23 protein-coding genes are annotated in these 24,834 nt (G+C 68.2%); 13 read left to right on the forward strand and 10 right to left on the reverse strand.

What is annotated here, in order from left to right; translation table 11 throughout:
• Positions 1 to 797 precede the first annotated feature (797 nt).
• Both KUH32_RS09220 and KUH32_RS09225 read left to right on the forward strand, forming a co-directional pair.
• On the forward strand, positions 798 to 1,724 hold the full coding sequence (locus KUH32_RS09220) for a LysR family transcriptional regulator (RefSeq protein ID WP_217777736.1): 927 nt from the start codon (positions 798 to 800) through the stop codon (positions 1,722 to 1,724).
• 141 nt (positions 1,725 to 1,865) lie between these two features.
• The gene (locus tag KUH32_RS09225) at positions 1,866 to 2,690 is read left to right on the forward strand and encodes a DUF481 domain-containing protein (protein WP_217777737.1); all 825 of its coding nucleotides are present in this window, start codon (positions 1,866 to 1,868) and stop codon (positions 2,688 to 2,690) included.
• A 171-nt stretch (positions 2,691 to 2,861) separates the two neighbouring features.
• Here KUH32_RS09225 and KUH32_RS09230 read toward each other — a convergent pair whose 3' ends face one another.
• The 5 genes from KUH32_RS09230 to KUH32_RS09250 form a co-directional block, all read right to left on the reverse strand.
• The gene (locus tag KUH32_RS09230) at positions 2,862 to 3,677 is read right to left on the reverse strand and encodes an acyl-homoserine-lactone synthase (protein ID WP_217777738.1); all 816 of its coding nucleotides are present in this window, start codon (positions 3,675 to 3,677) and stop codon (positions 2,862 to 2,864) included.
• Positions 3,678 to 3,791: 114 nt separating this feature from the next.
• On the reverse strand, positions 3,792 to 4,493 hold the full coding sequence (locus KUH32_RS09235; RefSeq protein WP_217777739.1) for an autoinducer binding domain-containing protein: 702 nt from the start codon (positions 4,491 to 4,493) through the stop codon (positions 3,792 to 3,794).
• Between the two features lie 18 nt (positions 4,494 to 4,511).
• Entirely contained in the window at positions 4,512 to 4,916 is a 405-nt protein-coding gene (locus KUH32_RS09240) for a helix-turn-helix domain-containing protein (protein ID WP_217777740.1), read from the reverse strand.
• 130 nt (positions 4,917 to 5,046) lie between these two features.
• Positions 5,047 to 7,851 carry a [protein-PII] uridylyltransferase gene (locus KUH32_RS09245; RefSeq protein ID WP_217777741.1) on the reverse strand — a complete coding sequence of 935 codons (2,805 nt, stop codon included), beginning with the start codon at positions 7,849 to 7,851 and terminating at the stop codon, positions 5,047 to 5,049.
• Positions 7,811 to 9,001 carry a penicillin-binding protein activator gene (locus KUH32_RS09250; protein ID WP_217777742.1) on the reverse strand — a complete coding sequence of 397 codons (1,191 nt, stop codon included), beginning with the start codon at positions 8,999 to 9,001 and terminating at the stop codon, positions 7,811 to 7,813. Before KUH32_RS09250 ends, KUH32_RS09245 begins: the two co-directional genes overlap by 41 nt.
• Positions 9,002 to 9,110: 109 nt before the next feature.
• Here KUH32_RS09250 and rsmI point away from each other — a divergent pair, with 109 nt between their 5' ends.
• The 4 genes from rsmI to KUH32_RS09270 are packed head-to-tail and all read left to right on the forward strand — an operon-like array spanning position 9,111 to position 12,314.
• The gene (rsmI, locus tag KUH32_RS09255; protein ID WP_217777743.1) at positions 9,111 to 9,959 is read left to right on the forward strand and encodes a 16S rRNA (cytidine(1402)-2'-O)-methyltransferase; all 849 of its coding nucleotides are present in this window, start codon (positions 9,111 to 9,113) and stop codon (positions 9,957 to 9,959) included.
• Between the two features lie 29 nt (positions 9,960 to 9,988).
• Complete coding sequence (locus KUH32_RS09260) at positions 9,989 to 10,414, forward strand: YraN family protein (RefSeq protein WP_217778375.1); 426 nt, start codon at positions 9,989 to 9,991, stop codon at positions 10,412 to 10,414.
• Positions 10,415 to 10,473: 59 nt separating this feature from the next.
• Positions 10,474 to 11,409, forward strand: coding sequence for a glutathione synthase (gene gshB, locus KUH32_RS09265; protein ID WP_217777744.1), 936 nt, complete (start codon positions 10,474 to 10,476; stop codon positions 11,407 to 11,409).
• Positions 11,406 to 12,314, forward strand: coding sequence for an alpha/beta hydrolase (locus KUH32_RS09270; protein WP_217777745.1), 909 nt, complete (start codon positions 11,406 to 11,408; stop codon positions 12,312 to 12,314). The genes gshB and KUH32_RS09270 overlap by 4 nt, the downstream gene beginning before the upstream one ends.
• On the opposite strand, the gene KUH32_RS09275 is transcribed toward KUH32_RS09270, so the two are convergent.
• Together KUH32_RS09275 and KUH32_RS09280 are read right to left on the reverse strand one after the other, a co-directional pair.
• The gene (locus KUH32_RS09275; protein WP_217777746.1) at positions 12,280 to 13,794 is read right to left on the reverse strand and encodes a YifB family Mg chelatase-like AAA ATPase; all 1,515 of its coding nucleotides are present in this window, start codon (positions 13,792 to 13,794) and stop codon (positions 12,280 to 12,282) included. The two genes, KUH32_RS09270 and KUH32_RS09275, sit on opposite strands and share 35 nt — an antisense overlap.
• A 94-nt stretch (positions 13,795 to 13,888) precedes the next feature.
• Complete coding sequence (locus tag KUH32_RS09280) at positions 13,889 to 14,773, reverse strand: glutathione S-transferase (RefSeq protein ID WP_217777747.1); 885 nt, start codon at positions 14,771 to 14,773, stop codon at positions 13,889 to 13,891.
• 213 nt (positions 14,774 to 14,986) lie between these two features.
• Here KUH32_RS09280 and KUH32_RS09285 point away from each other — a divergent pair, with 213 nt between their 5' ends.
• Positions 14,987 to 15,865 carry an RNA polymerase factor sigma-32 gene (locus KUH32_RS09285; RefSeq protein WP_217777748.1) on the forward strand — a complete coding sequence of 293 codons (879 nt, stop codon included), beginning with the start codon at positions 14,987 to 14,989 and terminating at the stop codon, positions 15,863 to 15,865.
• On the forward strand, positions 15,862 to 16,647 hold the full coding sequence (locus tag KUH32_RS09290) for a ChaN family lipoprotein (RefSeq protein ID WP_217777749.1): 786 nt from the start codon (positions 15,862 to 15,864) through the stop codon (positions 16,645 to 16,647). The genes KUH32_RS09285 and KUH32_RS09290 overlap by 4 nt, the downstream gene beginning before the upstream one ends.
• Here KUH32_RS09290 and KUH32_RS09295 read toward each other — a convergent pair.
• Positions 16,644 to 17,117: an SRPBCC family protein gene (locus KUH32_RS09295; RefSeq protein ID WP_217777750.1), complete on the reverse strand. Its 474-nt coding sequence runs from the start codon at positions 17,115 to 17,117 to the stop codon at positions 16,644 to 16,646. The two genes, KUH32_RS09290 and KUH32_RS09295, sit on opposite strands and share 4 nt — an antisense overlap.
• A 62-nt stretch (positions 17,118 to 17,179) precedes the next feature.
• Here KUH32_RS09295 and coaBC point away from each other — a divergent pair, with 62 nt between their 5' ends.
• The 4 genes from coaBC to KUH32_RS09315 all read left to right on the forward strand — a co-directional run bounded on the left by coaBC (position 17,180) and on the right by KUH32_RS09315 (position 21,978).
• The gene (gene coaBC, locus KUH32_RS09300) at positions 17,180 to 18,379 is read left to right on the forward strand and encodes a bifunctional phosphopantothenoylcysteine decarboxylase/phosphopantothenate--cysteine ligase CoaBC (RefSeq protein ID WP_217777751.1); all 1,200 of its coding nucleotides are present in this window, start codon (positions 17,180 to 17,182) and stop codon (positions 18,377 to 18,379) included.
• Positions 18,380 to 18,443: 64 nt separating this feature from the next.
• On the forward strand, positions 18,444 to 18,884 hold the full coding sequence (gene dut / locus KUH32_RS09305) for a dUTP diphosphatase (protein ID WP_254899131.1): 441 nt from the start codon (positions 18,444 to 18,446) through the stop codon (positions 18,882 to 18,884).
• Positions 18,881 to 19,945 carry a HesA/MoeB/ThiF family protein gene (locus KUH32_RS09310; protein ID WP_217777753.1) on the forward strand — a complete coding sequence of 355 codons (1,065 nt, stop codon included), beginning with the start codon at positions 18,881 to 18,883 and terminating at the stop codon, positions 19,943 to 19,945. Before dut ends, KUH32_RS09310 begins: the two co-directional genes overlap by 4 nt.
• A 23-nt stretch (positions 19,946 to 19,968) precedes the next feature.
• Entirely contained in the window at positions 19,969 to 21,978 is a 2,010-nt protein-coding gene (locus KUH32_RS09315) for a M3 family metallopeptidase (RefSeq protein ID WP_217777754.1), read from the forward strand.
• 171 nt (positions 21,979 to 22,149) lie between these two features.
• On the opposite strand, the gene KUH32_RS09320 is transcribed toward KUH32_RS09315, so the two are convergent.
• Positions 22,150 to 23,148 (reverse strand): TraB/GumN family protein, encoded by a 999-nt coding sequence (locus KUH32_RS09320; protein WP_217777755.1) that lies wholly within the window; start codon positions 23,146 to 23,148, stop codon positions 22,150 to 22,152.
• Between the two features lie 75 nt (positions 23,149 to 23,223).
• Between KUH32_RS09320 and KUH32_RS09325 the strand changes: the two genes are divergently transcribed.
• Complete coding sequence (locus tag KUH32_RS09325) at positions 23,224 to 23,892, forward strand: DUF2161 domain-containing phosphodiesterase (protein ID WP_217777756.1); 669 nt, start codon at positions 23,224 to 23,226, stop codon at positions 23,890 to 23,892.
• Here KUH32_RS09325 and KUH32_RS09330 read toward each other — a convergent pair.
• Positions 23,874 to 24,794, reverse strand: coding sequence for a DMT family transporter (locus tag KUH32_RS09330; RefSeq protein WP_217777757.1), 921 nt, complete (start codon positions 24,792 to 24,794; stop codon positions 23,874 to 23,876). The genes KUH32_RS09325 and KUH32_RS09330 overlap by 19 nt on opposite strands.
• Positions 24,795 to 24,834 lie beyond the last annotated feature (40 nt).

The raw sequence follows: 24,834 nt of genomic DNA on the forward strand, positions 1-24,834 counted from the left end.
GCTGGCGAGGCTGCCTCTGGCTCCGGTCGCCGGCCTGGTGTTCTTGCAAGGCGGGACATCCGGCTTCGAGCATCGCGAAACCCGGGGTCGCATTCGGTGATGTCCATCAACATTGCCACGTTCGCCCGGAAGGCGGCCGGGCCGGGTTTTCAAGGTTGCGTCACGGCGAATGGAGGTCGTCTTTGCGCATTGCGCGGACGTTCGTGGTTGTGATGCGGAGGGCGGCGGCTGCCCGGGGGCCGTCGAAGCGGCTGTTGCCCCGGGTGGGCGCGAGTGACCGGGTGTTTTCCTATTTCGGATTGTCGGGACGAAGAAGACGGTCGTTCAGAGCACCCAAGGCGCGGAATCGAGGGCCGCAGGCCCGCCGCGCCAGCGGTCATGCCAACGGCATGCCTGCGGCATGACCCGGCCCGATGGGCCGGCGCTTTGTCACCGTCTGCACCTTGCTCGGATCGAAGGCGGGATTGGCTGCGATAAAGCGCGGCAATTCGGCCCAAAGCTGCGCCGTCCCCCGGTCCGGCGCTGGCGCGGCTGAACCCGAACGTCCGCCAAGGGCTCGACCCCCCGCCATTTGCCAGCGGTGAGTGTCGGCGTGGTTCGGGTGGGTGTGGCGGCGGTCGCGGACCCACGAGCCGTGAAACGCGCCCCGTGCTGCCGTGTTGGGTCGGCGCTGCGGGGTGCGCGGTGTCCTCCCTGTGAATGACCGCCGCCGCGGGCACAGCATCCAGCCGGGGGTTGCTTTCGCAAAGCGAATTGGAATTATGGATATCCTGAGTTTTCGCAATGGATGGCCCGCGATGGATATCACCCTGATCCGAACATTCCTGGAGGTCGCCGCCACCGGATCCTTCGTCAACGCCGCCGACCGGCTGTATGTCACGCAATCGGCGGTCAGCCTGCGGGTGCAGCGGCTGGAGGACAGCCTGGGGAGGGCGCTGTTCACGCGCTCCAAGGCGGGGGCCGAGATGACCGCGGCGGGGCGCGAGTTCGAACGCTACGCGCTGTCGCTGATCAAGATCTGGGAAGAGGCCCGTCAGCAGGTCGCGATCCCCGAGGGGTTCACCGAAAGCCTGTCGATCGGGGCGCAGTATTCGCTGTGGCCGCGGCTGGGCTTTCGCTGGATCGACGCGCTGCGGGCCGCCCGGCCGTCGCTGAACATCCGCGCCGAACTGGGGATGCCCGACCGGCTGACGCGGTTCCTGATCGAGGGCGTGGTGCAGGCGGGGCTGTTGTACACGCCGCAGCTGCGCCCGGGCCTGGCGGTGGAAAAGCTGATGGAGGAGGAGCTGCTGCTGGTGGCGGCCTGGCCGGACGCGGATTACGAGACGGACCTGGCCGGGCGCTATGCCTTTGTCGACTGGGGGCCGGAATTCGTGATGGCCCATGCGCTGCATCTGCCCGAGCTGACCAATCCGGGCCTGACCCTGTCGCTGGGGGCGCTGGGAGCGGATTATATCCGCAACCGCGGCATGGCGGCCTATCTGCCGGCGCGGTATGTCAAACGGTTCCTGGACAGCGGCGAATTGCACCTGGTGCCCGATGCGCCGATCTTTCCCTACCCGGTCTGGGCGGTCTGGCGCGAGGATCTGGATCACGATTTGCGGCAGGTTGCGGCGCAGGCGCTGCGCAACGTCGTGTCGGCGCTGAGCGCGGATCAGCATAAGGTACGGACCGATCTGGACAATCTCAGCGAAGACGAGATCGAAGTGCTGGGGCAGGCGTGATCCATAAGCGATATTCAGCTGAAACATATTTATTTTGAATTTCACTTTCTCAAGGGGGGTTCCTATCTGACCGGTAGCAGCAATGCTCCCCGCCCTTTCTGAAGAGGGCAGGGTCACCTGGTTTTGGAAAAGGAAAGACCCATGAACACATACGCCAAGCTGACCGCTTCGGTTCTGGCTCTGGCCGTCGCAGCGCCTGTCTATGCACAGGGCGCGCTGGTCGGGGTCGAAGATCTGGACGACCGTATCGACGATATCCAGGAAACCGTTTCGGACGACATGGACGAAGCGGAGGATTCAGCCCGTTTCGGCTTCAACCAGTACCAGCAGGGCTGGTCCGGCAGTTTCTCGCTGGGCATCACGGCGACGTCGGGCAACACCGACACGGCCGACCTGTCGCTGGGTGGGCGCCTGCGCTATGGCAATGGCCCATGGAACCACACCCTGGGTGTGGCCGCCGAGGTCGCCGAAGACAACGGCGTGCGCAACAAGGAAGAGGCGTTCCTGACCTATGATGTGAACCGTTACTTCAACGACCGGTTCTACATGTTCGGTCTGGGCTCGGTGCGCTACGACAATTTCGGCACCAACGAATGGGATGCCTTCCTGGGTGTCGGTCCGGGCGTGCGCATCATCAACACGCCGAACAACGCCTGGCGCATCCAGGCCGGCCCGGGCGTGCGTTACCTCAAGGACCAGCTGGGCGACGACACCACCGAAGTCGCCGGCATCGTGTCGTCGCGTTATTACCAGAAATTCACCGACACCGTGTTCCTGACCGCCGATACCGACGTGCTGTTTTCGGAGACCGATACGGTGGCGACCAACGAATTCGGCGTGAATTTCAAGGTGACCGACGTGCTGGCGACCCGGGTTTCGTTGCGGACCGAATACACCGACACTCCGCTGCCGGGCTTCGAGGAGATGGATCACGCGGTCGGTCTGTCGCTGGTTTACGGGTTCTGAAGAAAACCCGGTTCGGCACTGTCCCCATACACTGCCTTACTGGCCGGGTGGCGTTCGCCACCCGGCTTTTTCATGCCTGGGAGAGGATAAAAAGGGGCAGGCCGGGCCGGACGCGGGAGTGTCGCCGGGGGGGCGGTTGAGTGACGTCCGGTCCAGCCTGCCTCAGGGGGGTCAGCTGGCCAGCAGGCGGCGTGCCGCCGGGCGGATCATGCCGGCCTTTTCAAGCAGTTGCGCAAGCCGTCCCGCGGCGTCCCGATCTTCGGGCGTTTCGGCGGTGTCGATCAGGTCGCGGCAGTAATCCTCGAGCAGGGTCGGGCGTGCGTGCCGGGCCGGCGCCGGGGCCGGATCAGCGAGCGCCCGCGCGGTGGCGTCATCCACAAAGACGTTTCCCGTGATGCCCGCGAAGGCGCGGATGCGGTCGATGCGTTCGTCGGTGCAGTCGAGCAGCGCCGCCATCGCCGCGACCTTGCCCATCGGCTTGGTCGAGCCGACATAGCCGTAGGGCGCGCAGTCGGAGCGTTTCAGCACGCGGTTCATGATCGGATCGATCACGGTGACGATGTCGGTGATGCCGGAGTCGCGGGCGTATTCCAGCGAGGCCGCCATCAGTTCGCACGTGGCGTAGCTGACCGAGTTGCGCGCCGAGCCGCGTTCCAGCACGTCGGTATCGACGCAGAAACGGGTGGATTCCCAGATCGTCGGGCTGCGCAGCGGCGGTTCGCCGTCGAGGATGTCGTAGAAGACGTCGGACAGCATGTGCGGGCCGGTGGTCTGCAGGGCGCGCACGCAGGACACCACGCGACCGTTGTCGTTCAGGCCGATCACATAGGCCGGGTCGAGCGCATCGAACTGATCGACCTCGCGGCCGTTTTCGATTGTCACATCCCAGCCGAGCCTTTCCCCGAAGACCCGGGCGCGGAGCGCGAACATTTCATCCAGCAGGCGCGTGTAGCGGTGCCGGTTCAAACCGTCGACAACAATAATCATGACCTTCTCCCGTTACTGAGTGCTTGAGTCATGATCCGCTTTTCGCGAATGCGGGGCTATTGGGGAAATCCCGTAGGCGGATTTTCGGCGTGTTTCGACCGATATCAGCCGGGTTCAGCCGGGGTAGATCAGCCCCAGTCCGATCGCGCGCCCGACCGCCTGCGAGGTGGTCAGCGCCCCCAGCTTCGACCGGCTGGAACGCAAATGCACTTCGACCGTGCGGTTCGAGATCGACAATATGTCGGCCACGTCCTGCTGGGTCTTGCCGCTGGCGATCCATTGCAGGATTTCCACCTCGCGCGAGGACAGGGCGGGATGCATCAGCGTGTTGGTCATCGCATCCGAGCGCACGACGTGGTCGTGAAGGTGCACGGCGGCGTTCTGCAGCGCGCCCATGATCTTGGCCTTCAGCAGGCCCCATTCGCGGTCGCCGCAATCGCGGGTGACGCTGAACAGCCCGACATCGCCGAACGGCCCGCGCACCGGGATCGTCAGGCCCTGTTCGGAAATCCCGAAATCATGCGCGGCATGAAAGACGGTGCGGAATTCGGATTCGTCGCGCAGGCGTCGCCAATCGACCGGCGCGATGCTGCGGCTGGCCGCCAGCAAGACCGGGTCGCGGTTCTGGAAGCCGGCCTCGACGTAGCGGGTTTGCCATGCATCGGGATAATTGACGAAGCCGTGCACCGATTGTGCGATGGGGTTCATCCCGGCATAAGCGGCGAAATCCAGTTCATTTTCCGCGCAGATGCCATCGAGAAACGACCTGAGATTGTTCTCGGGGAAGGGGAGCTTGCTCAGGTCGATGACTGACAAGACGCGCCTCGCTTCACCTCAGGGTTGCCGGTCCTCCTCGGCGTCGGCCGAGCCTTTGGCAGTGTCGGCCCGTTCCTTGCCGGACGCAATCAGAAATTCGAAGACTGCCGAGCGATAATCCAGTGGCAGCGCGTGATAGTCGTCTTCCACGTCGTTCGCGTCGCGCCAGCCGGAGCGCCCTTCGTCCCGCGCGCCGGTCTGCGCGGCGGCGGCGATGTCGCGGAACAGGGTTTCGATCCGGATGTCCAGCGCGCGGGCGATGCCGAAAAGCTGGCTGGCCGTCGCGCGTGCCGTGCCGGCCTCGAAACCGGCGATATCGTGTTTTGAAATGCCGGTGCGGATTGCCAGGTCGCCCTGCGAAATTCCGCAGGATACCCGTTTTCGGGCGATACTGCGCCCCAATAAGAAATCTATCTGACTCATAATACTTCGGTCCTGATTCCGTACATATTAGCGTATGGAATTACCGGTCCGTCAACTCATGCATTCAAAAAAATAAATCCCAATCGCGGGAAAGCTGATTTCCCTTTTTCCGAATCCCGTCCGCCCGGGCCTAACCCTGGGCGCGTTCCGCGCCGGCGGTGATCGCGTCGCGCAGCTTGCGTTCCAGCGCCTTCTGCTTGGCGGCGCTGTGCAGCTTCAGCCCGAACATGTCCTTGACGTAGAAGGTGTCGACCACCTGTTCGCCATAGGTGGCGATCACCGCCGAGAAGATCTGGATATTGGCGTTGGCCAGGGTGCGGGTCAGGTCGTAGAGCAGGCCGGGCCGGTCGCGGGTGTCGACCTCGACGATGGTGAAGATTTCCGAGCCGTCGTTGTCGAAGGTGATCGTGGTGGGAACCTTGAACGCCTTTTCGCGCTTTTTCAGCTTGTCGCGCGACTGGATCGCGTCGCGGGCGACGACCTCGCCGGCCAGCGTCTTGCGGATCATCTCGCGCAGGCGGGGCAGGCGGGCGGCCTCGTAGGGCGCGCCGTCGGCATCCTGGATCCAGAAGGCCGGGGTGGCATAGCCGTCCTTGGTGGTGAAGGTGCGGGCATCGACCACGTTGGCACCGACCAGCGCCAGCGCGCCGGCCAGCCGCGAGAAGATGCCGGGATGGTCGGCCAGGGCAAAGCAGACGCGGGTGGCGTCGCGGTCTTCGTCGGGGTGGATGTCGATGCGGATCTCGTCGTCGCCGATATCGCGCAGCAGGTTGGCGAAGACGACATGCGCGGTGACGTGCAGGCCCTGCCAATAGGGCGGGTAATGGCGCTGCGTCTCGGTGCGCAGATCGGCCTCGGACCAGTCGGAGAGTTTCTCGCGCAGCAGCTTGCGGGCCTCGGTGCCGCGGTTCTCGCGGTTGAGCGCCTCCATCCCGTCCTCGAGCGCGCGGCGGGTCTGGCGGTAGAGCGCGCGGATCAGCGCGGCCTTCCAGTTGTTCCAGGTGTCGGGACCGACGCCGCGGATGTCGCAGACCGTCAGCACGCAGAGCAGGTCGAGCCGTTCGCGGGTCTGCACCAGCTTGGCGAAGTCGCGCACGGTGCGGGGGTCGGCGATGTCGCGTTTCTGCGCCATGTCGGACATCAGCAGGTGATAGCGCACCAGCCATTCGACGGTGTCGCATTCCCTGGTGGTCAGCCCCAGGCGCGGCGCCACCTTGCGGGCGATCTGGGCGCCCAGCACGGAATGGTCGACATCGCGCCCCTTGCCGATGTCGTGCAGCAGCAGCGCGACATAGAGCACGCGGCGGTTGACGCCCTGCTTGAGGATCGACGAGGCGACCGGCAGGTCCTCGACCAGGTTGCCGTGCTCGATTTCGCTGAGGTGCCAGAGGCATTGGATGATGTGTTCGTCCACCGTGTAGTGGTGGTACATGTTGAACTGCATCATCGCGACGATCGGGGCGAATTCGGGGATGAAGGCGGCCAGCAGGCCCAGTTCGTTCATCCGCCGCAGGGCGCGGTCGGGATTGCCGTGTTTCAGCAGCGTGTCGAGAAAGATGCGCTGTGCCTCGGGGTTCTCGCGCAGGGTGTCGTCGATCAGGTTCAGGTTGGCCTTGACCAGGCGCATGGCGTCGGGGTGGATCAGCAGGCCGGTGCGCAGGGCTTCCTCGAACAGCCGCAGCATGTTCATCGGGTCGGACAGGAAGGTCTTGTCGCTGGCGATGGCCAGGCGGTTGTGGATGATGGTGTAGCCGTCCTTGACCCGCGGGCCGCGCTTGAAGATGCGCATCAGAAGCGGCGCGTCCTTGGTGTGGTCGGCTTCCAGCGAGGTCAGGAAGATGCGGGTCAGGTCGCCCACTTCTGTGGCGTGGGTGAAGTAGGCCTGCATGAACCATTCCACCGCGCGGCGCCCGCCACGGTCGGCATAGCCCATGCGTTCGGCCACCTCGACCTGCATGTCGAAGGTCAGCTGTTCCACGGCGCGCCCGGCGGCCAGGTGCAGGTGGCAGCGGGTGGCCCAGAGGAATTCCTCGGCCCGCACGAAGGTGGCGTGTTCCTCGGGGCGGAAGACGCCGCGCTTGACCAGCGCCGAGGTGTCGTCGGTGCGGTAGACGTATTTGGTGATCCAGAACAGCGATTGCAGGTCGCGCAGCCCGCCCTTGCCTTCCTTGACATTGGGTTCGACCATGTAGCGCTGGCCGCCTTGCTTTTCGTGCCGCGCGTCGCGTTCGGCCAGCTTGGCCTCGATGAATTCGCGTTCGGTGCCCTTGAACAGCTCGGCCCAGAGGCGCTTGTCCAGTTCGCGCGCCAGCGCTTGCTGCCCGGTCAGGAAACGGTGTTCCAGCATGGCGGTGCGGATGGTGAAATCCTCGGCGCCCAGGCGCAGGCAGTCTTTGACGGTGCGCGAGGAATGGCCGACCTTCAGCTTGAGATCCCACAGCATGTAGAGCATCGATTCGATGACGCTCTCGGCCCAGGCGGTGATCTTGTAGGGGGTCAGGAACAGCAGGTCGACATCCGAGAACGGCGCCATCTCGCCGCGGCCATAGCCGCCGACGGCGATCACGGCGATCTGTTCGCCCTCGGTCGGGGTGGGATTGGGGTGCAGGCGCTGCGCGGCGATGTCGAAGCACAGGGTGACGACGCCGTCGGTCAGGTGCGTATAGGCCCGCGTCGTCGCGAAGGCGGCGAAGGGGGCGGCGGCGAAGGCCGCGGCGATGGCGGCCCGGCCGTCCTTCATGGCCTGCGCCAGCACCGCGACGGTGGCCTTGCGCACGGCGGCCTCGTCGGCGCCGTCGGGCAGGGCTGCGGCGATCTCGGCGCGCAGGCGGGCGGCGTCGAAAAGCGTCTGCGCCGGAACGATCAGGTCGTCCGGCGCGGGCTGCGGAGGGGCCTCAGAAGCCGGCGCCGCCGAAGGAGTTTGGAGCGGGGTCAAGGATCACCAGCTGGTTGTTCTGCACACTGGCCACGGCCAGCGCGCGCTGGTTGGTCCCGTCGGCCCGCAGCCGGAATACACCGCCCGTGCCCTGGAAGCCAGAGGCCTGCGTCAGCGCCCGTCCCGACAGCGCGTCGCTGCGGCCCTGCGCGGCCAGCGCGCCGATCGCGGCGATGCCGTCGAAAGCCAGCCCCGCAAGCGGGTGCGGTTCGCTGCCATAGGTGGCGCGGTAGCGCGCCTCGAAGGCGTTCTGCGCGGCCTGGTTGGGCAGCGCGAACCAGGCACCCTGGGCGCCGGGGAAGCTGAACAGGTCGGGGCGCACGTCCCAGCGGGTCAGGCCGACATATTTCGTCTGCGCGGGGTTCAGCCCGGCCTCGGGCATGACCTGCAGCAGGATCGGCATGGCGGCGTTGGTCGCGTCGGTGGTGATGAAGACCGAGTTGGCGCCAGCCTGCGCCGCGGCGCCGGCGGCGGCGCGGGCGGTGGCGTTCACCCCTTCGATGCTGAGCGTGTAGCCGTGCACCGAAGCCACGTTGATGCCGTTGCTCAGCGCGGCCTTGCGCACCGCCGCCAGCCCGGTGGCGCCGGGGACGTCGTTGGAATGCACCACGACCACCGCCTTGTGGCCGTTGCGGCGGGCATAGGACATCAGCCGGTCGGCGGTGTTGTCGAAGGTCGGGCCGAGGATGAAGACGTTGCCGCCGGCGATGGCGGCGTTGTTGGAAAAGCTCAGCACGTTGATGCCGTCGTCGATCACCTGCTTGCCGGCGGCATTGGCGGCCTCGCCGAAGAGCGGGCCGAGGATGATCTTGGCGCCTTCGTCGGCGGCGCGCTGCGCCTGCGCGGCGGCGGTCGAGGGCGACCCGGCGGTGTCGTAGACGCGCAGGTCGATCTTGACGCCGCCGAGACTGGCGATGGCCAGCCGCGCGGCGTTTTCCAGCGATTGCGCGACCGAGGCGGCGCCGGCATCGGATTTCGGCACCAGCAGCGCCACCGGCACCGGTTTGGCGGGGTCGATCGCGGGGCCGCCCGAATTGGCGCCGCCGAGGCCCGGAACCGGGACCGCGTCGCAGGCGGCCAGGCCCAGCATCGCGGCGGCAAAAGCCAGACGGCGCAGCGCCTTGCGCGCTGGTGACAGAACGGCAAACATGGTACGCACACTCCCTCGTTGGCGGGCGCGGTTCTGGTCCCGCGCGACATCGGGGCAATCATAGACAAGGCGGGATGGGGGTCCAGTGACGAATCCGCAACAGCGCGAAATGACGCCGGGCCTGTACCTGGCGGCGACGCCGATCGGCCATGCGCGCGACATCACGCTGCGGGTGCTGGATGCGCTGGCCGGCGCCGATGTGCTGGCGGCCGAGGATACGCGCAGCCTGCGCAAGCTGATGGAGATCCACGGCATCGGGCTGGGCGACCGGCCGCTGGTGGCCTACCACGACCACAGCGGCGCGCGGGTGCGCGACCGGCTGATGGCCGAGATCGCGGGCGGCAAGGCGGTGCTCTACGCGTCCGAGGCGGGCACGCCGCTGATCTCCGATCCCGGCTTCGAGCTGGTGCGCGCGGCGCATGCGGCGGGCCACGCGGTGACGGCGCTGCCCGGCGTCTCGGCGGTGGTGACGGCGCTGAGCGTGGCGGGGCTGCCGACCGACCGGTTCCTGTTCTTGGGCTTTCTGCCGAATACCGGCGCGGCGCGGCGGCGCGCGCTGGAGGCGGTGGCGCCGGTCGAGGCGACGCTGGCGGTCTACGAATCGCCGAAACGGCTGGCGGCGATGCTGGGCGACGCGGCGGCGGTGCTGGGTGCGACACGCCCGGCGGCGGTCTGCCGCGAACTGACCAAGAAATTCGAGGAATGCCGCCGCGGATCGCTGGCCGAGCTGGCCGAGGCCTACACCGCCGCGCCACCCAAGGGCGAAATCGTCGTGCTGATCGGCAAGGGTGTGTCGATGGGCATTAATGAATCATTATTGGAAGATGCGGTAAGACAGGCCCTGATGACGATGTCGGTGCGCGATGCGGCGGACCTGGTGTCGCAGGCGCATGGCGTGCCGCGGCGCAAGGTCTACCAGATGGCGATGGCCGTCGCCCGTGACGCGGCGGACAAGTGACCGGTTTCAGGAGGGTGCCCGTGACGGCGATGCAATTGGCCTTCGATTTCTCGCAGCCGGTGGCGGCGGCCTCGGGACGGGCGGTTGCGGACGACCGGCGCGCCCGCGGCCGGCGTGGCTATCATGCCGGCCTGTCGGCCGAGGAATGCGTTGCACGGGACTACCAGCGCCGCGGTTACCGCGTCGCCCGGCAGCGCTGGCGCGGCAAGGGCGGCGAACTGGACCTTGTGCTGGAGGATGGCGACGGCCTGGTCTTTGTCGAGGTCAAGGCCAGCCGCGATTTCGACCGGGCGGTGGCGCGGGTCACGCCGCGCCAGCAGGCGCGGCTCTGCCGCGCGGCGGAGGAATTCCTTGGCGGAATGCCGCGCGGCAGCCTGACGCCGGTGCGCTTCGACGTGGCGCTTGTGGATGGACGCGGCGCCATCCGGGTGATCGAGAACGCGCTGGCGCCCTGACCCATTGCACCGCGTCCGCGGCTGCGCCATGAAGGCGGGGTTGCAGCCTGGGGATGCGGATGAAGATCGCCTTTCAGATGGACCCGATCGGTCCGGTCAATATCGACGCCGACAGCACGTTCCGGCTGGCCGAGGAGGCGCAGGCGCGCGGGCACGAGCTGTTCTACTACACCCCCGATCACCTGGCCTATGACGAGGGCCGGGTCACGGCGCTGGGTCATGCGCTGGAGGTCCAGCGGGTCAAGGGTGCCCATGCCACGCTGGGCGCGCGCCAGCGGCTGGACCTGCATGCGATGGACGTGGTCTGGCTGCGCCAGGACCCGCCGTTCGACATGCATTACATCACCACGACGCATCTGCTGGACCGGCTGGCGCCGGACACGCTGGTGGTCAATGATCCGTTCTGGGTGCGCAACTATCCCGAGAAGCTGCTGGTGCTGGATTTTCCCGACCTGACGCCGCCGACCACCATCGCCCGCGACCTGGAAACCATCCGCGCCTTCAAGGCGCGCCACGGCGACATCATCCTCAAGCCGCTTTATGGCAATGGCGGTGCGGGGGTGTTCCGGCTGGACGAGAACGACCGCAACCTGTCGTCGCTGCACGAGCTGTTCACCGGGTTCTCGCGCGAGCCGCTGATCGTGCAGCAATTCCTGCCCGCGGTGTCGAAGGGCGACAAGCGGGTGATCCTGGTCGACGGCGAACCGGTGGGGGCGATCAACCGCATGCCGGCGGCGGGCGAGGTGCGGTCGAACCTGCATGTCGGCGGGCGCGCCGAGAAGGTCGCGCTGAGCGATCGCGACCGCGAGATCTGCGCCGCGATCGGGCCGCTCTTGCGCGAGAAGGGGCAGGTGTTCGTCGGCATCGACGTCATCGGCGACTGGCTGACCGAGATCAACGTCACCTCGCCCACCGGCATCCAGGAACTGGAGCGGTTCGACGGGATCAACGTGGCCGAGAAGATTTGGCAGGCGATCGAGGCGCGGCGGGCATGAGCCTGATCCGGCCGATCCTGAACGCCTATCTGCGCCTGACCGAAAAGCCGCATATGCGCCGGGCGCAGCGCCCCGAACAGCTGCGCCGGCCGTTCGAGATCAAGGCGCGGCTGTTCTTTCACGGCCCGCGCGGCGTGGCGGCGCGTTGGGATGATCTGGGTGCCGTGGCGGCGCTGGAGCTGGAACCGGCCACGCCGCGCGACGGGCCGACGATCCTGTATTTCCACGGCGGAGGCTATGTCTTCGGCAGTCCGAACACGCATCGCGCCATGCTGGCGCAACTGGTCCGGCGCACCGGCCTTTCGGCCCGTCTGCCGCGTTACCGGCTGGCACCGGAGCACCCGTTTCCGGCGGCGCTGGAGGATGCGCTGAGCGCCTATGACGCGCTGGCGGCGCAGGCGCCGGGCGGGATCGTGCTGGGCGGGGACAGCGCCGGGGGCGGCCTTGCGCTGGCGTTGCTGGGCGAAATCCTGAGCAGCGACCGGACGCCACCGCTGGGCCTGTTCGCATTCGCGCCGCTGACCGACATGGGGTTCACCGGCGCCAGCGTCCGCGACAATGCCGAGAGCGAGGTGGTCCTGGCACCCGAACGCGCAAGCGCGCTGGCCGAGATGGTGTTGCAGGGCGCCGATCCGGACGACCCGCGCGCCTCGCCGCTGCACATGGAATTCACCGGTGCGCCGCCGGTCTGGCTGGCGGCGTCCGACACCGAGATATTGCTGGACGACACCCGCCGGCTGACCGCGCGGATGCGCGCGCAGGGCGTGCCGGTCGACGAGATCATCGAACACGACCTGCCGCATGTCTGGCCGATCTTTCACAACCTGCTGCCCGAGGCGCGCGCGACGCTGGACCAGGTGGCCGGCTGGATCAGCTCTCTTTCGCGGCCATCAGCCGGTAGCTGAGCGCCTCGGCCAGGTGCGGCCGGGCGATGGTGTCGGCGGCGTCGAGATCGGCGATGGTGCGCGCCACCCGCAGCACCCGGTGATAGCCGCGCGCCGACAGGCCGAGACGGTCGGCGGCGCGGGTCAGCAGCGCCCGGGACTCAGTATCGAGCGGGGCCGCCTGTGCCAGCGCGTCGCCTTCGGCATCGGCATTTGTGCGGATCGCCGCGCCCATCCCGTAGCGCGCGGTCTGGGCGGCGCGGGCGCCCGCCACCCGGGCGGCGATGTCGGCGGACCGTTCGCCCGGATCGGGCAGGTCGAGATCGGCGAAGGCCACCGGCGGCACCTCGACGCGCAGATCGAAGCGGTCCATCAGCGGGCCCGAGATGCGGCCCAGGTAATCCTCGCCGCATTGCGGGGCGCGGGAACAGGCGCGGCCGGGATCGGAGAGATATCCGCATTTGCAGGGATTGGCCGCGGCGACCAGCAGGAAACGGCAGGGATAGCTGACATGGGCGTTGGCGCGGGCCACCATGACCTGCCCGGTTTCGATCGGCTGGCGCAGGGTTTCCAGAACGGTGCGGGGAAATTCCGGCAACTCGTCCAGGAACAGGACGCCGTTATGAGCCAGGCTGATCTCGCCCGGCTTGGCGCCGCGCCCGCCGCCGACGATGGCGGCCATCGACGCGGTGTGATGCGGTTCGCGGAAGGGGCGCGCGCGCGAGATGCCGCCTTCGTCCAGCAGCCCGGCGAGTGAATGGATCATCGAGGTTTCCAGCGCCTCGACCGGGGTGAGCGGCGGCAGGATGCCGGGCAGGCGGGCGGCCAGCATCGATTTGCCGGCGCCGGGGCTGCCGACGAACATCACGTGATGGCGCCCGGCGGCGGCGATTTCCAGCGCCCGCTTGGCCCGTTCCTGGCCCTTGACGTCGGCCATGTCGCGGCCCGCCGGGCCGGTCGTGACCTCGCCCGGTTCGCAGGGTTCCAGCACCGCCTGGCCGGTCAGGTGGCGCACGATGTCCATCAGCGTCCCGGCGGCGATCACGGTGCAGGCGCCGACCCAGGCGGCTTCGGCGCCCGAGGCACGCGGGCAGATCAGGGCGCGGTCGTCCTGGGCGGCGGCCATGGCGGCGGGCAGGGCGCCCACCACCGGCACCAGCGTGCCGTCGAGCGACAATTCGCCCAGCGAGACCGATTGCGCCACCGCGTCATGCGGCAGGATGTCGAGCGCGGCGAGCAGGCCGAGCGCGATGGGCAGGTCGAAATGCGAGCCTTCCTTGGGCAGGTCGGCGGGCGAAAGGTTGATGGTGATGCGTTTGGAGGGCAGCGCGATGGCCAGCGCGTTCAGCGCCGCGCGCACGCGGTCGCGGGCCTCGGACACGGCCTTGTCCGGCAGGCCGACGATGGAGAAGGCGGGCAGGCCGGGGGTGACGGCGCATTGCACCTCGACCGGGCGGGCCTCGACCCCTTCGAAGGCGACCGTGTAGGCATGTGCGACCATGCGGAACTCCCAAACCCCGGGATGCAGGGTTGCGGGATCGTGGTTTAGGAATGGTTAACGCGCGGCGGCGGCAGCGGCGGGGCCGGCGTATTTTTCAAAGAGAAGAAGGGGGGGTGTCGAGCAGGGCGGCGAAGGCGGGCCAGGCCATCGGGTCGACCGCGGTCTTGTCGCGGCAGAGCGGGTTGCAGAAGCCGAAGACGCGGCCGCCGGTTTCCATGAGATGCGCGACCGGCTTGCCCGAATAGGGGCAGGCGGCGTTTTCCGGCGTGCCGGTTTCGGTGGCGCGGGCGGCCAGCGGTTCGGGCCCGGGCCAGGGGCGCGTGGCGAAGGGGCGGTCGTACCAGGGCAGCGTCTGGCCCTTGACCAGCCCGGTGGCGCGCCAGCGGCGGAAGGCGGGGTCGGCCAGGTGAGCGGCCGCATAGGCCCGGGCGGTGTCGCCGACCGGCAGGTCGTAGGTTGCGATGCGCGCCGCGACCGGGGCGAAGCAGGCGTCGGCGATGGAATAGCCGCCGCAGAGCCACGGGCCGCCGGAGCGGTCGAGCGCGAAGGACCAGATCGTTTCGATCCGCGCGAGGTCGGCGCGCACGGCGTCGGAGGGTTGGAAGCCCTTGTAGGCCGTGCGCAGATGCATCGGGCAATCGCCGCGCAGGGCGGAAAAGCCCGAATGCATTTCCGCCGCCAGGCTGCGGGCGGTGGCGCGCAGCACCGGGTCGGCGGGCCAGAGCGGTTTGTCGGGAAAGCGGCTGGCCAGTTCCTCGGCGATCGCCAGGCTGTCCCAGATCACCGCGCCGTCGGCGGTGACGAGGGTGGGCACGGTGCGGGCGGGCGGGGCGGCCCGCAACATCTGGTCGGAAACCTTGGCGGCGTTGAAATCCACGTCGCGCCGGGCGACGGGAATGGCGAAGCGGTCGACCAGCAGGCCCACGCGCATCGACCAGCTGGAATAGGCGTAATCGCCGAGGAAGAGGGTGTCGGTCATGGGCACTCCGGGTTTGGTGGTATCCTAGCGGCGGGCGGCGGCGCGGAAAAATCGCGAATTGTGGCCGTGCCGATCACCGCCCCTGATGCAATGGCGGCGAAAGGCAAGTCGGCCCGGCATCTTTTTTCCGTCCGAGTGATCCGAAGCGGATTTCCCTGCGTAACCCTTACAAAACCGCCCGAACGGGCCTGCCAAAGACACTGGGGAGCGACCATGGCGCTTGATGCTTTCAACGATCAGACCCTGCCCCGCCGCGCGATGAAGGCGGAACTGCTGGATGCCGAGACGGAATTGAAACTGGCCTATGCCTGGCGCGACCAGCGCGACGAGGCGGCGCTGCACCGGCTGATCACCGCCTATATGCGGCTGGCGATCTCGATGGCGGCCAAGTTCAAGCGCTACGGCGCGCCGATGAACGACCTGATCCAGGAGGCCGGGCTGGGCCTGATGAAGGCGGCCGACAAGTTCGACCCCGATCGCGGCGTGCGCTTTTCGACCTATGCGGTGTGGTGGATCAAGGCGTCGATCCAGGATTACGTGATGCGCAACTGGTCGATGGTGCGCACCGGGTCGACCAGCAGCCAGAAGTCGCTGTTTTTCAACATGCGGCGCGTCCAGGCGCGGCTGGAGCGCGAGGCCGACCAGGCCGGCGAGGTGCTGGACCGGCACCAGCTGCGCCAGATGATCGCCACCGAGATCGGCGTGCCGCTGGCGGATGTCGAGATGATGGAGGGCCGGCTGTCGGGCAGCGACTATTCGCTGAATGCCACCCAGTCGACCGACGAGGATGGGCGTGAATGGATCGACGCGCTGGAGGATGACGGCGCGCAGGCCGCCGAGATCGTCGAGGACCGCCACGACAATGCGCAGCTGCGGCAATGGCTGGTCACGGCGCTGTCGGGTCTGAACGAGCGCGAGCGGTTCATCGTGCGCGAGCGCAAGCTGCGGGACGAAGCGCGGACGCTGGAAAGCCTGGGCCAGGAGCTTGGCCTGTCGAAGGAACGCGTGCGCCAGCTGGAAGCGGCGGCGTTCCAGAAGATGCGCAAGTCGCTTGAAGCCCAGAGCCGCGAGGTGCAACACTTCCTGGCATGAGGCATTTCATTTTCGCAATCGCGATCAGCGCCCCCGCCGCGAGCGTCGCCGGGGGCGTTTTCGATGGCGCCGAGGTCGTGTTCCTGGGCGAACAGCACGACAACGCCACCCACCACCAGGTGCAGGCCGAAATCGTCGCCGAGTTGAACCCGCCGGCGCTGGTGTTCGAGATGCTGACGCCCGAGCAGGCGGCGCGGGTGACCCCGGCGCTGATCTCCGACGAGGCTGCACTGGAGGCGGCGTTGGGCTGGAATGCCAGCGGCTGGCCGGATTTCGCGATGTATTACCCGATCTTCGCCGCCGCGCCCGAAGCGCGGGTCTTTGGCGCCGCGGTGCCGCGCGATGCGGCGGGCCGCGTGCGCGACGAGGGCATCGTGGCGGTGTTCGGCCCGGGGGCGCGGGATTACGGGTTGACCGATGCGTTGGAGCCCGGTCAGCAGGCGGCGCAGGAACAGCTGCAATTCGAGGCGCATTGCAATGCGATGCCCGAGGAGATGCTGCCGATGATGGTCGATATCCAGCGGTTGCGCGATGCCCGGCTGGCACAGGAGGCGGCGCGCGCTTTCGCCGATGAAGGCGGGCCGGTTGTGGTCATCACCGGCAACGGCCATGCGCGCAAGGATTGGGGCGCGCCGGTCTACCTGGACCGGGTGTTGCCGGGATTACGGATCGTGTCTCTGGGTCAGGGCGAAGAAGCCTATGGCGACCCGGCGGGCGAGTTCGACCTTGTCAAGGTCGGCCCCGATACCGACCGGGGCGATCCCTGCGAGGCGTTCCGCTAGCGCGCTTCCGCGGCCTGCTCTGCCAGCAGCCTGTGCCAGTTTCCTTGTCGGTGACGATAGAAACCACGCGCCCAGAGCGCGACCACCGGTGTCAGCCAACCGGCATCCAGGACAAGATGATCGCTGTACCGGCAGCGGTTGTCACCTTCCGGCTCGACAAAGATCCAATGATCCCAGGTCTTGACGAGACTGCCGCGACCGGCGTCACGCAGGGCCCGCTTTGGTGGCGCGACTGGGGGCCGGCGTGTCGCGATGACCTGTTGTCCCAGGGGGATCACGCCAAAGGCCCGCGGACGCACGAGGAAATCGGCGTCTTGCTCGGGCCAGTGCTCGGGCAGGCTGGGCGGATCGACGGGTGTGAATGTCAGCCAGCCGCACGAAACGCGGGCCATGGTTGCGGGTTTTTGCAGAAGTGCCCAGACAGTTTCGATATCGGCATTCAGCGTTGTGGACAGTGTGAACTCGACCATAAGCCATTGTTTCAGCCCCGGGCATTTCCTACAACCGTCGGGCGGGGAGCAGGAGCGACCGGATGCTTGCGAAGAAACGCATATTGCTGATCATCGGCGGCGGGATCGCGGCCTACAAGGTGCTGGACCTGATCCGCCGCCTGCGCGAGCGCGGCGCGGCGGTGACGCCGGTGATGACCCGCGCGGCCGGCGAATTCGTGACGCCCTTGTCGGTGAGCGCATTGGCGGGAGAGAAGGTCTATACCGACCTGTTCGACCTGACCGACGAGGCCGAGATGGGCCATATCCAGCTGTCGCGTGTCGCCGACCTGGTGCTGGTGGCGCCGGCCACGGCGGACCTGATGGCCAAGATGGCGGGCGGGCATGCGGACGACCTGGCCTCGACCCTGCTGATGGCGACGGACACGCCGGTGATGATCGCGCCCGCGATGAACGTGCGGATGTGGGAGCACGCCGCGACGCGGCGCAACCTGGCGGTCTTGCAGGGCGATGGCGTGCGGGTGGTCGGCCCCAACGAGGGCGACATGGCCTGCGGCGAATACGGGCCGGGCCGGATGGCCGAGCCGCTGGAGATCGTCGCCGCGATCGAGGCGGCTTTGGCCGACGGGCCCTTGAAGGGCAAGCGCGTTGTCGTGACCTCGGGCCCGACGCATGAGCCGATCGACCCGGTGCGCTATATCGCCAACCGGTCGTCCGGGGCGCAGGGCACGGCGCTGGCCGAGGCGCTGCGCGACCTGGGGGCGGCGGTGGTCTTTGTCACCGGCCCCGCCGTGGCGGCGCGGCCCGCGGGCGTCGAGGTGATCGAGGTGGAAACCGCGGTCGAGATGCGCGCCGCGGTGCTGGGCGCCCTGCCGGCGGATGCCGCGGTCTTTGCCGCGGCGGTGGCGGATTGGCGGGTCGAGAACGCTGCGGCGTCGAAGATGAAGAAGATCGCGGGCAAGCTCCCGGCGCTGAGTTTCACCGAGAACCCGGACATCCTGGCGGAAGTGGCGCAACTGAGGGACGGACGGCCCGGTCTGGTGGTGGGGTTCGCCGCCGAGACCGACGATGTGGTCGCCCATGCCAGCGCCAAGCGGCAGCGCAAGGGCTGTGACTGGATCGTCGCCAACGATGTACGGCCCGAGACCGGGATCATGGGCGGGTCGGAGAACGCGGTGGTGCTGATCACCGAAGGCGGCGCCGAGGAATGGCCGCGCATGGGCAAGCGCGACGTGGCGGCGCGGCTGGCGATGCGGGTGGCCGAGGCGCTGTCTGGCGCATGACGGGAGCCTCCGGCGGGAGTTTTTCTGGCAAGATGAAGGGGCGGGCGTGGTTTCTGTTCGGGTGATGTGGGACGAAGGCGCGGACCGGTCTTTGGGCCTGCCCGCTTATGCCAGCGCGGGGGCGGCGGGCGCCGATCTGCGCGCCAACTTTCCCGACCGCGGTGCGGTGGACCTGGCGCCGGGTGCCTGGGCGCTGGTGCCGACCGGTTTGCGGATCGCCGTCCCGGAGGGTTTCGAGGTGCAACTGCGGCCACGTTCGGGCCTGGCGCTGAAATACGGCATCACCCTGCCCAACAGCCCGGGGACGGTGGACAGCGACTACCGCGGGCCGCTGGGGGTGATCGTGATGAATGCCGGGGATGAACCGTTCGAGATCACCCATGGCGACCGGATCGCGCAGATGGTTGTGGCGCCGGTCGTGCGCGCGGCGTTCGACCTGGTGGACCGGCTGGACGACACCGCGCGCGGCGCCGGCGGTTTCGGATCGACGGGAGTGTCGGAATGATCCTGGTGCTGGGCCTGGCGGCGCTGATCTGGGGCGTGGGCCATGCGATGGGTGCCCCCCGGGCGGCGCGGGGCTATATGCTGGGATTGCTCTATGTGGCGGTTCTGGGCGTGCAGGTGCTGTTCCCCGAGGGCCATCCGCTGCGCGCGGCGACCGGCGGGTCGGCGGCGCTGTGGCTGATCCTGGGCGGCTTTGTCGTTCTGGTCCTAGCCTACCGGTTCGGCCTGGGCCGGTTGCGCAGCCGGGTCGAGGCGAAGGAGGCCGCCGAGGCGGCGCCGCAGGCGGGGACGTTTTCGGGTGGCGAACTGGAGCGCTATGCCCGCCACATCGTCCTGCGCGAGCTGGGCGGGGCGGGGCAGAAGCGGCTCAAGGCCGCGCGCGTGCTGGTGATCGGCGCCGGCGGGCTGGGCTCGCCCGCGCTGCTGTACCTGGCCGCGGCGGGCGTCGGCACCATCGGGGTGATCGACGATGACGTGGTCGACAATGCCAACCTGCAGCGCCAGGTGATCCACCGCGACGCCGCCATCGGCACCCCCAAGGTGTTCTCGGCCCAGGCCATGATGGAGGCGCTGAACCCCTACGTGACGGTGCGGCCCTACAAGCGCCGCCTGACCCGGGATATCGCGGCGGAGCTGTTTGCCGACTACGATGTGATCCTGGACGGCACCGACAATTTCGACACCCGCTACCTGGCCAACCGGGTGGCGGTGGCGCAGGGCAAGCCGCTGGTGTCCGGTGCGCTGAGCCAATGGGAGGGACAGCTGTCGGTGTTCGATCCGGCGCAGGGCGCGCCGTGCTACCAGTGCATTTTCCCGCAGGCGCCCGCGCCGGGCCTGGCGCCGTCCTGCGCCGAGGCCGGGGTGATCGGCCCGCTGCCCGGGGTGATCGGTGCGATGATGGCGGTCGAGACGGTCAAGCTGATCGCCGGGGCCGGTGCCGTCATGCGCGGCGAGATGCTGGTCTATGACGCGCTGTGGGGCGAGACCCGCAAGATCGCGCTCAAGCCCCGCGGCGATTGCCCGGTCTGCGGGACGGTTGCGAAGACCGGCGGTGCGGCCTAGCTCTGGCACAAAGGAGAACGCACATGACCAACCCGTTGCTCGGCCCCTGGGATACGCCCTTTGGATTGCCGCCGTTTTCGCGGATCGCAGACGATGATTTCGCCCCGGCCTTCGACGCCGCCATGGCCGAGGACCTGGCCGAGACGCAGGCAGTCGCGGACAACCCCGAGCCGCCGACATTCGCCAACACGATCGAGGGGCTGATGCGCACCGGCGCGGCGCTGGACCGGGTGGCGGGGGCGTTCTTTTCCGTCGCGGGGGCCGACAGCAACGAGGCGCGCGAGGCGATCATGCGGGATTACGCGCCGAAGCTGTCGGCGCACGCATCGGCGATCTATTCCAACCGCAAGCTCTTCGACCGCATCCGCGCGGTCTGGGAGGCGCGCGACAGCCTTGATCTGACCGACGAACAGCAGCGCGTGCTGATGCTGATGCATCGCAATTTCGTCCGCGCGGGCGCCGCGCTCGAGGGCGATGACAGCGACCGGATGACCGCGATCAAGAACCGCCTCGCAGAGCTTGGCACCGCCTTCACCCAGAACCTGCTGGCCGATGAACGCGCATGGACGCTGCCGCTGTCCGAGACCGATATGGACGGCCTGCCGGATTTCGTGGCCCGCGCCTGCAAGGCAGCCGGCGCCGAACGCGGCATCGGGCCGGTGGTGACGCTGTCGCGCTCGGTCATCGTGCCGTTCCTGCAATTCTCGCCGCGCCGCGACCTGCGCGAACAGGCCTGGCGGGCCTGGGGCGCGCGCGGCGCCAATGGCGGCAAGACCGACAACCGCGCCATCGCCGCGGAAACGCTGCGCCTGCGCGAGGAACGCGCCCGGCTGCTGGGCTATGCCGATTTCGCGGCCTTCAAGCTGGAAACCGAGATGGCCGGCAATGCCGGGCGGGTCCGCGACCTGCTGATGCAGGTCTGGGAACCGGCCAAGGCGCGGGCCGAAGAAGACGCCGCCGTCTTGGCCGAAATGATGCGCGCGGACGGCATCAACGACGCGCTGCGGCCGTGGGACTGGCGCTACTACGCGGAAAAGCGGCGCAAGGCCGAACACGATCTCGACGAGGCCGAACTGAAACCCTACCTGCAGCTCGACCGGATGATCGAGGCGGCGTTCGACTGCGCGACCCGCTTGTTCGGCCTGTCCTTCGCACCGCTCGAGGCCGAACTCTACCACCCCGATTGCCGGGCATGGGAGGTCAAGCGCGGCGGCCAGACCATCGCGGTCTTCATCGGCGATTATTTCGCCCGCGCCTCGAAACGCTCGGGCGCCTGGTGTTCGGCGATCCGCGGCCAGCGCAAGTTCCCCGACCGCCAGATCCCGCTGGTGGTCAATGTCTGTAATTTCGCCAAGGGCGATCCGGCGCTGCTGTCCTACGACGATGCGCGCACGCTGTTCCACGAATTCGGCCACGCGTTGCACCAGATGCTGTCGGACGTGACCTATGACATGATCTCGGGCACCTCGGTGGCGCGCGATTTCGTCGAATTGCCCAGCCAGCTTTTCGAACACTGGCTGGAAGTGCCCGAGGTGCTCGACCGCTTCGCGACCCATGCCGAGACCGGGCAGCCGATGCCGGCGGCGATGCGCGACAAGGTGCTGGGGGCGGCGAATTTCGACATGGGGTTCCAGACCGTGGAATACGTCGCTTCGGCGCTGGTGGACCTGGCCTTCCATGACGGCGCCGCACCTGCCGATCCGATGGAGACGCAGGCCCGGGTGCTGACCGGGATCGGCATGCCCGACGCCATCGGCATGCGCCACGCCACGCCGCATTTCGCCCATGTCTTTGCCGGCGACGGCTATTCCAGCGGCTATTACAGCTACATGTGGTCCGAGGTGATGGATGCCGACGCCTTCGCCGCCTTCGAGGAGACCGGCGATCCGTTCCATGCCGAAACCGCCAAACGGCTCGAAGCGCATATCCTGTCGCGCGGCGGATCGGTCGAGGCGCAGGACCTCTACATGGCGTTCCGCGGTCGCATGCCCGGGGTCGATGCGCTGCTGAAGGGTCGGGGATTGACGGCCTGATCCTTCATCTTGCCGGATAAACTCCGGAGCGCGAGGCAGCGCCTCGCACAGGGGGCGTGGGGGTTTTCCCCCACCAATGACAAGGGGTGTGGGGGTTTTCCCCCGCGAATGATGGGGTGCGGGGGCCTGCCCCCACGCAGGAAATGCGCGCGCGCAGCGCGCTCCTCTGGATCAGAAGGGCAGCCGTTCCAGCACGAAACCCTCGGCCTCGAGCAGGGCCAGAACGCCGGTTTCGCCCGGCAGATGCGCGGCGCCGAAGGCGGCGACCACCGGGCCGTCGGTCTCGGCCAGCGCCTGCAGGATGACCGGGATCCAGGCGCGGTTGCGGGTGTCCAGAAGCGCGGTTTCCAGCTCGGCAAAGACGGCGGCGATCTTGGTCTCGTCCATGGCGGTGCTCTGGGGTGCCAGGATCGCGGTCATCAGCCAGCTTTCGGCCGGGCGTTCGTCGAAATAGGCGGCCTGCAAGGTGGCGAACTGGTCTTCGGTCGCGGCCGGGTCGCCGATCGACAGCCGCATCATGGCGATCTGGGTCTCGCGCGGCGCGGCGTTGAAGGCGCGAAAGGCGGTGTCAAAGGGTTCCAGCGCCTGCATCGGCACACCCGCCGCCGCGGCGATATCGGTCAGGCGCTTGTCCAGCCCGCCCGCGCCCGCGCCGCCGGTCAGCTGCGCCATCAGGCAAGGCGGCACCGACAGCAGCATCGAGACATACCAGGGCTGGAACTTGGCGGCCATGAAGGGCGGCAGGTTGCGCGCGCGCATCGCCTCGGCCAGCCTTTGCCAGTCTTCCTCGGGCAGGATTTCCGGCAGCGTGGTGTCGGGCAGCAGCAGCAGGTCCGGCCGGGATTGCAGTGCCCGGGCCAGCTCGGCCTCTTCGGCGCTCGTCATCTCCAGCAGCAGCCGGTCGGCGGTTTCGATCAGCGGGCGCAAGCGTGCGGTCGGGGCGTCGAGACGAGGATCGTCGAGATGGATCGTGCCGATCAGGTGCAGCACCTCGCTGCCCCGGGTGGCGCGCCAGTGGTTGCCCTGCGGGTAGGGCGTGTCGGCCAGCGCCGCCTGCAGCGTCGCGCGCTGTTGCTGGGTCAGGGACGGGCGCAGATCGCGCCCGTCGCAGGCGGCCAGCGCGGGCAGGGCGGTGGCAATCCAGGCGATCGCGAGGACAAGCAGGCGCATGGGGTTGGCTCCGGTCGCTGTGTTGGGGCAAGGTAGCATCGCGGGATCGGATGAAAACCTTGAAACCGGGCAGGCATGCGGCGGGAAAGCGATCTTTACGGGCCGATCAAGGCGCATCTGACGGCGCAGGGCTATACCGTCAAGGGCGAGGTCGGCGCCGCCGATCTGGTGGCCCGGCGCGGAGACGAAGTGCCGCTGATCGTGGAACTCAAGCTGTCGGCGAACCTGACGCTGTATCACCAGGCGGTGGCGCGGCTGAAAATCACCGACAAAGTCTACATCGCCGTGCGCCGGCCAAAAGGCGCGCGGGCGCGGCGGGCCTTGCAGGAAAACACAGGTCTGTGCCGTCGGCTTGGGCTGGGGTTCATCACCGTCGATGACCGCGGCCGGGTCGAGGTGCACTGCGACCCGGGGCCCTACGCGCCACGCAAGTCGAAAAAACACACCGACCGGCTGCTGCGCGAATTCGACCGGCTGCGTGGCGATCCCAACGATGGCGGCGCCACCCGGCACGGCATCGTCACCGGCTACCGGCAGGATGCGCTGCGCTGTGCCGCCTACCTGGCCACCAGCGGCGCCGAGAAGGGTGCGCTGGTGGCCCGCGCGACCGGCGTGCCCAAGGCGACGACGATCATGCGCGACAACCATTACGGCTGGTTCGAGAAGGTGGAAAAGGGCGTCTACGGGCTGACCCGGGCGGGGCGGAAGGGGCTGGCCGACTGGGCCTATTCCGCCGACGACTGACGCCGCGCGGCCCGGCGTTCGCGGTGCAGCGTGTAGAGCCCCGAGGCCACGATCACCGCGCAGCCCAGCAGCGTCCAGCCGTCTGGCAGGTCGGCGAAGACGACGAAGCCATAAAAGGTGGACCACAGGATCAGCGAATAATGCACCGGCGCCAGCACCACCGCCTGGGCGATGTCCAGCGCGCGGATGACCAGGATCTCGCCCGCCGCGGCGGCTCCGGTCATGCAGGCGATCAGAAGCCAGATCCGGGGTTCCGACGGGGTGTGCCAGACAAGGGGTTGGGCCAGGCTGATCGCCGCGAACGAGGTCAGCGCGGTGTAGCTGACGATGGTGGCGATGCTGTCGGTGCCCGACAGCGCGCGGCTGAGGATCTGGCGCAGGGCGAAGAAGCTGGCCGCGACGACCACCAGCAGGATCGCCGGGTGAAAGACGCCGAGGCCCGGCCGGATCACGATCAGCATGCCGGCGAATCCCACGGCCACCGCCAGCCAGCGCCGCAGGCCCACCGGTTCGCGCAGCAGAAGCGCGCCCAGCACGGTGACGATGAAGGGCGCGACGAAGCTGACCGCGGTGGCGTCGGCCAGCGGCACATGGCCGATGGCGAAGATGAAGCAGCTGGCCGATCCCGCCGCGACCAGGCCGCGGCTGATCTGCAGGCCGGGACGCGGCGTGCGCAGGATGTGCAGCCCGCGGATCGCCAGCATCAGCACGACGCCCAGGAACAACCCCGACTGGCGGAACCAGACCACCTGGAAGGGGTGCAGGTCGTCGGTCAGCAGCTTGGCCGTTGCGTCGCCCGCGGCAAAGGCGAAAAAGCCCAGCGTCATCAGCGCCACGCCGCGCGGGTTGTTCAGCGCGCGCGGGCTGGGCGCGGCATAGGGGGCGGTGGGCGGTGTCGGCATGATCCTGGCGTCTCGGAGTCCTCGCGCCGACCCTAGCCGT

Origin of the sequence: Thalassococcus arenae, from assembly GCF_019104745.1 — a bacterium.
GTDB lineage: Bacteria > Pseudomonadota > Alphaproteobacteria > Rhodobacterales > Rhodobacteraceae > Thalassococcus_B > Thalassococcus_B arenae.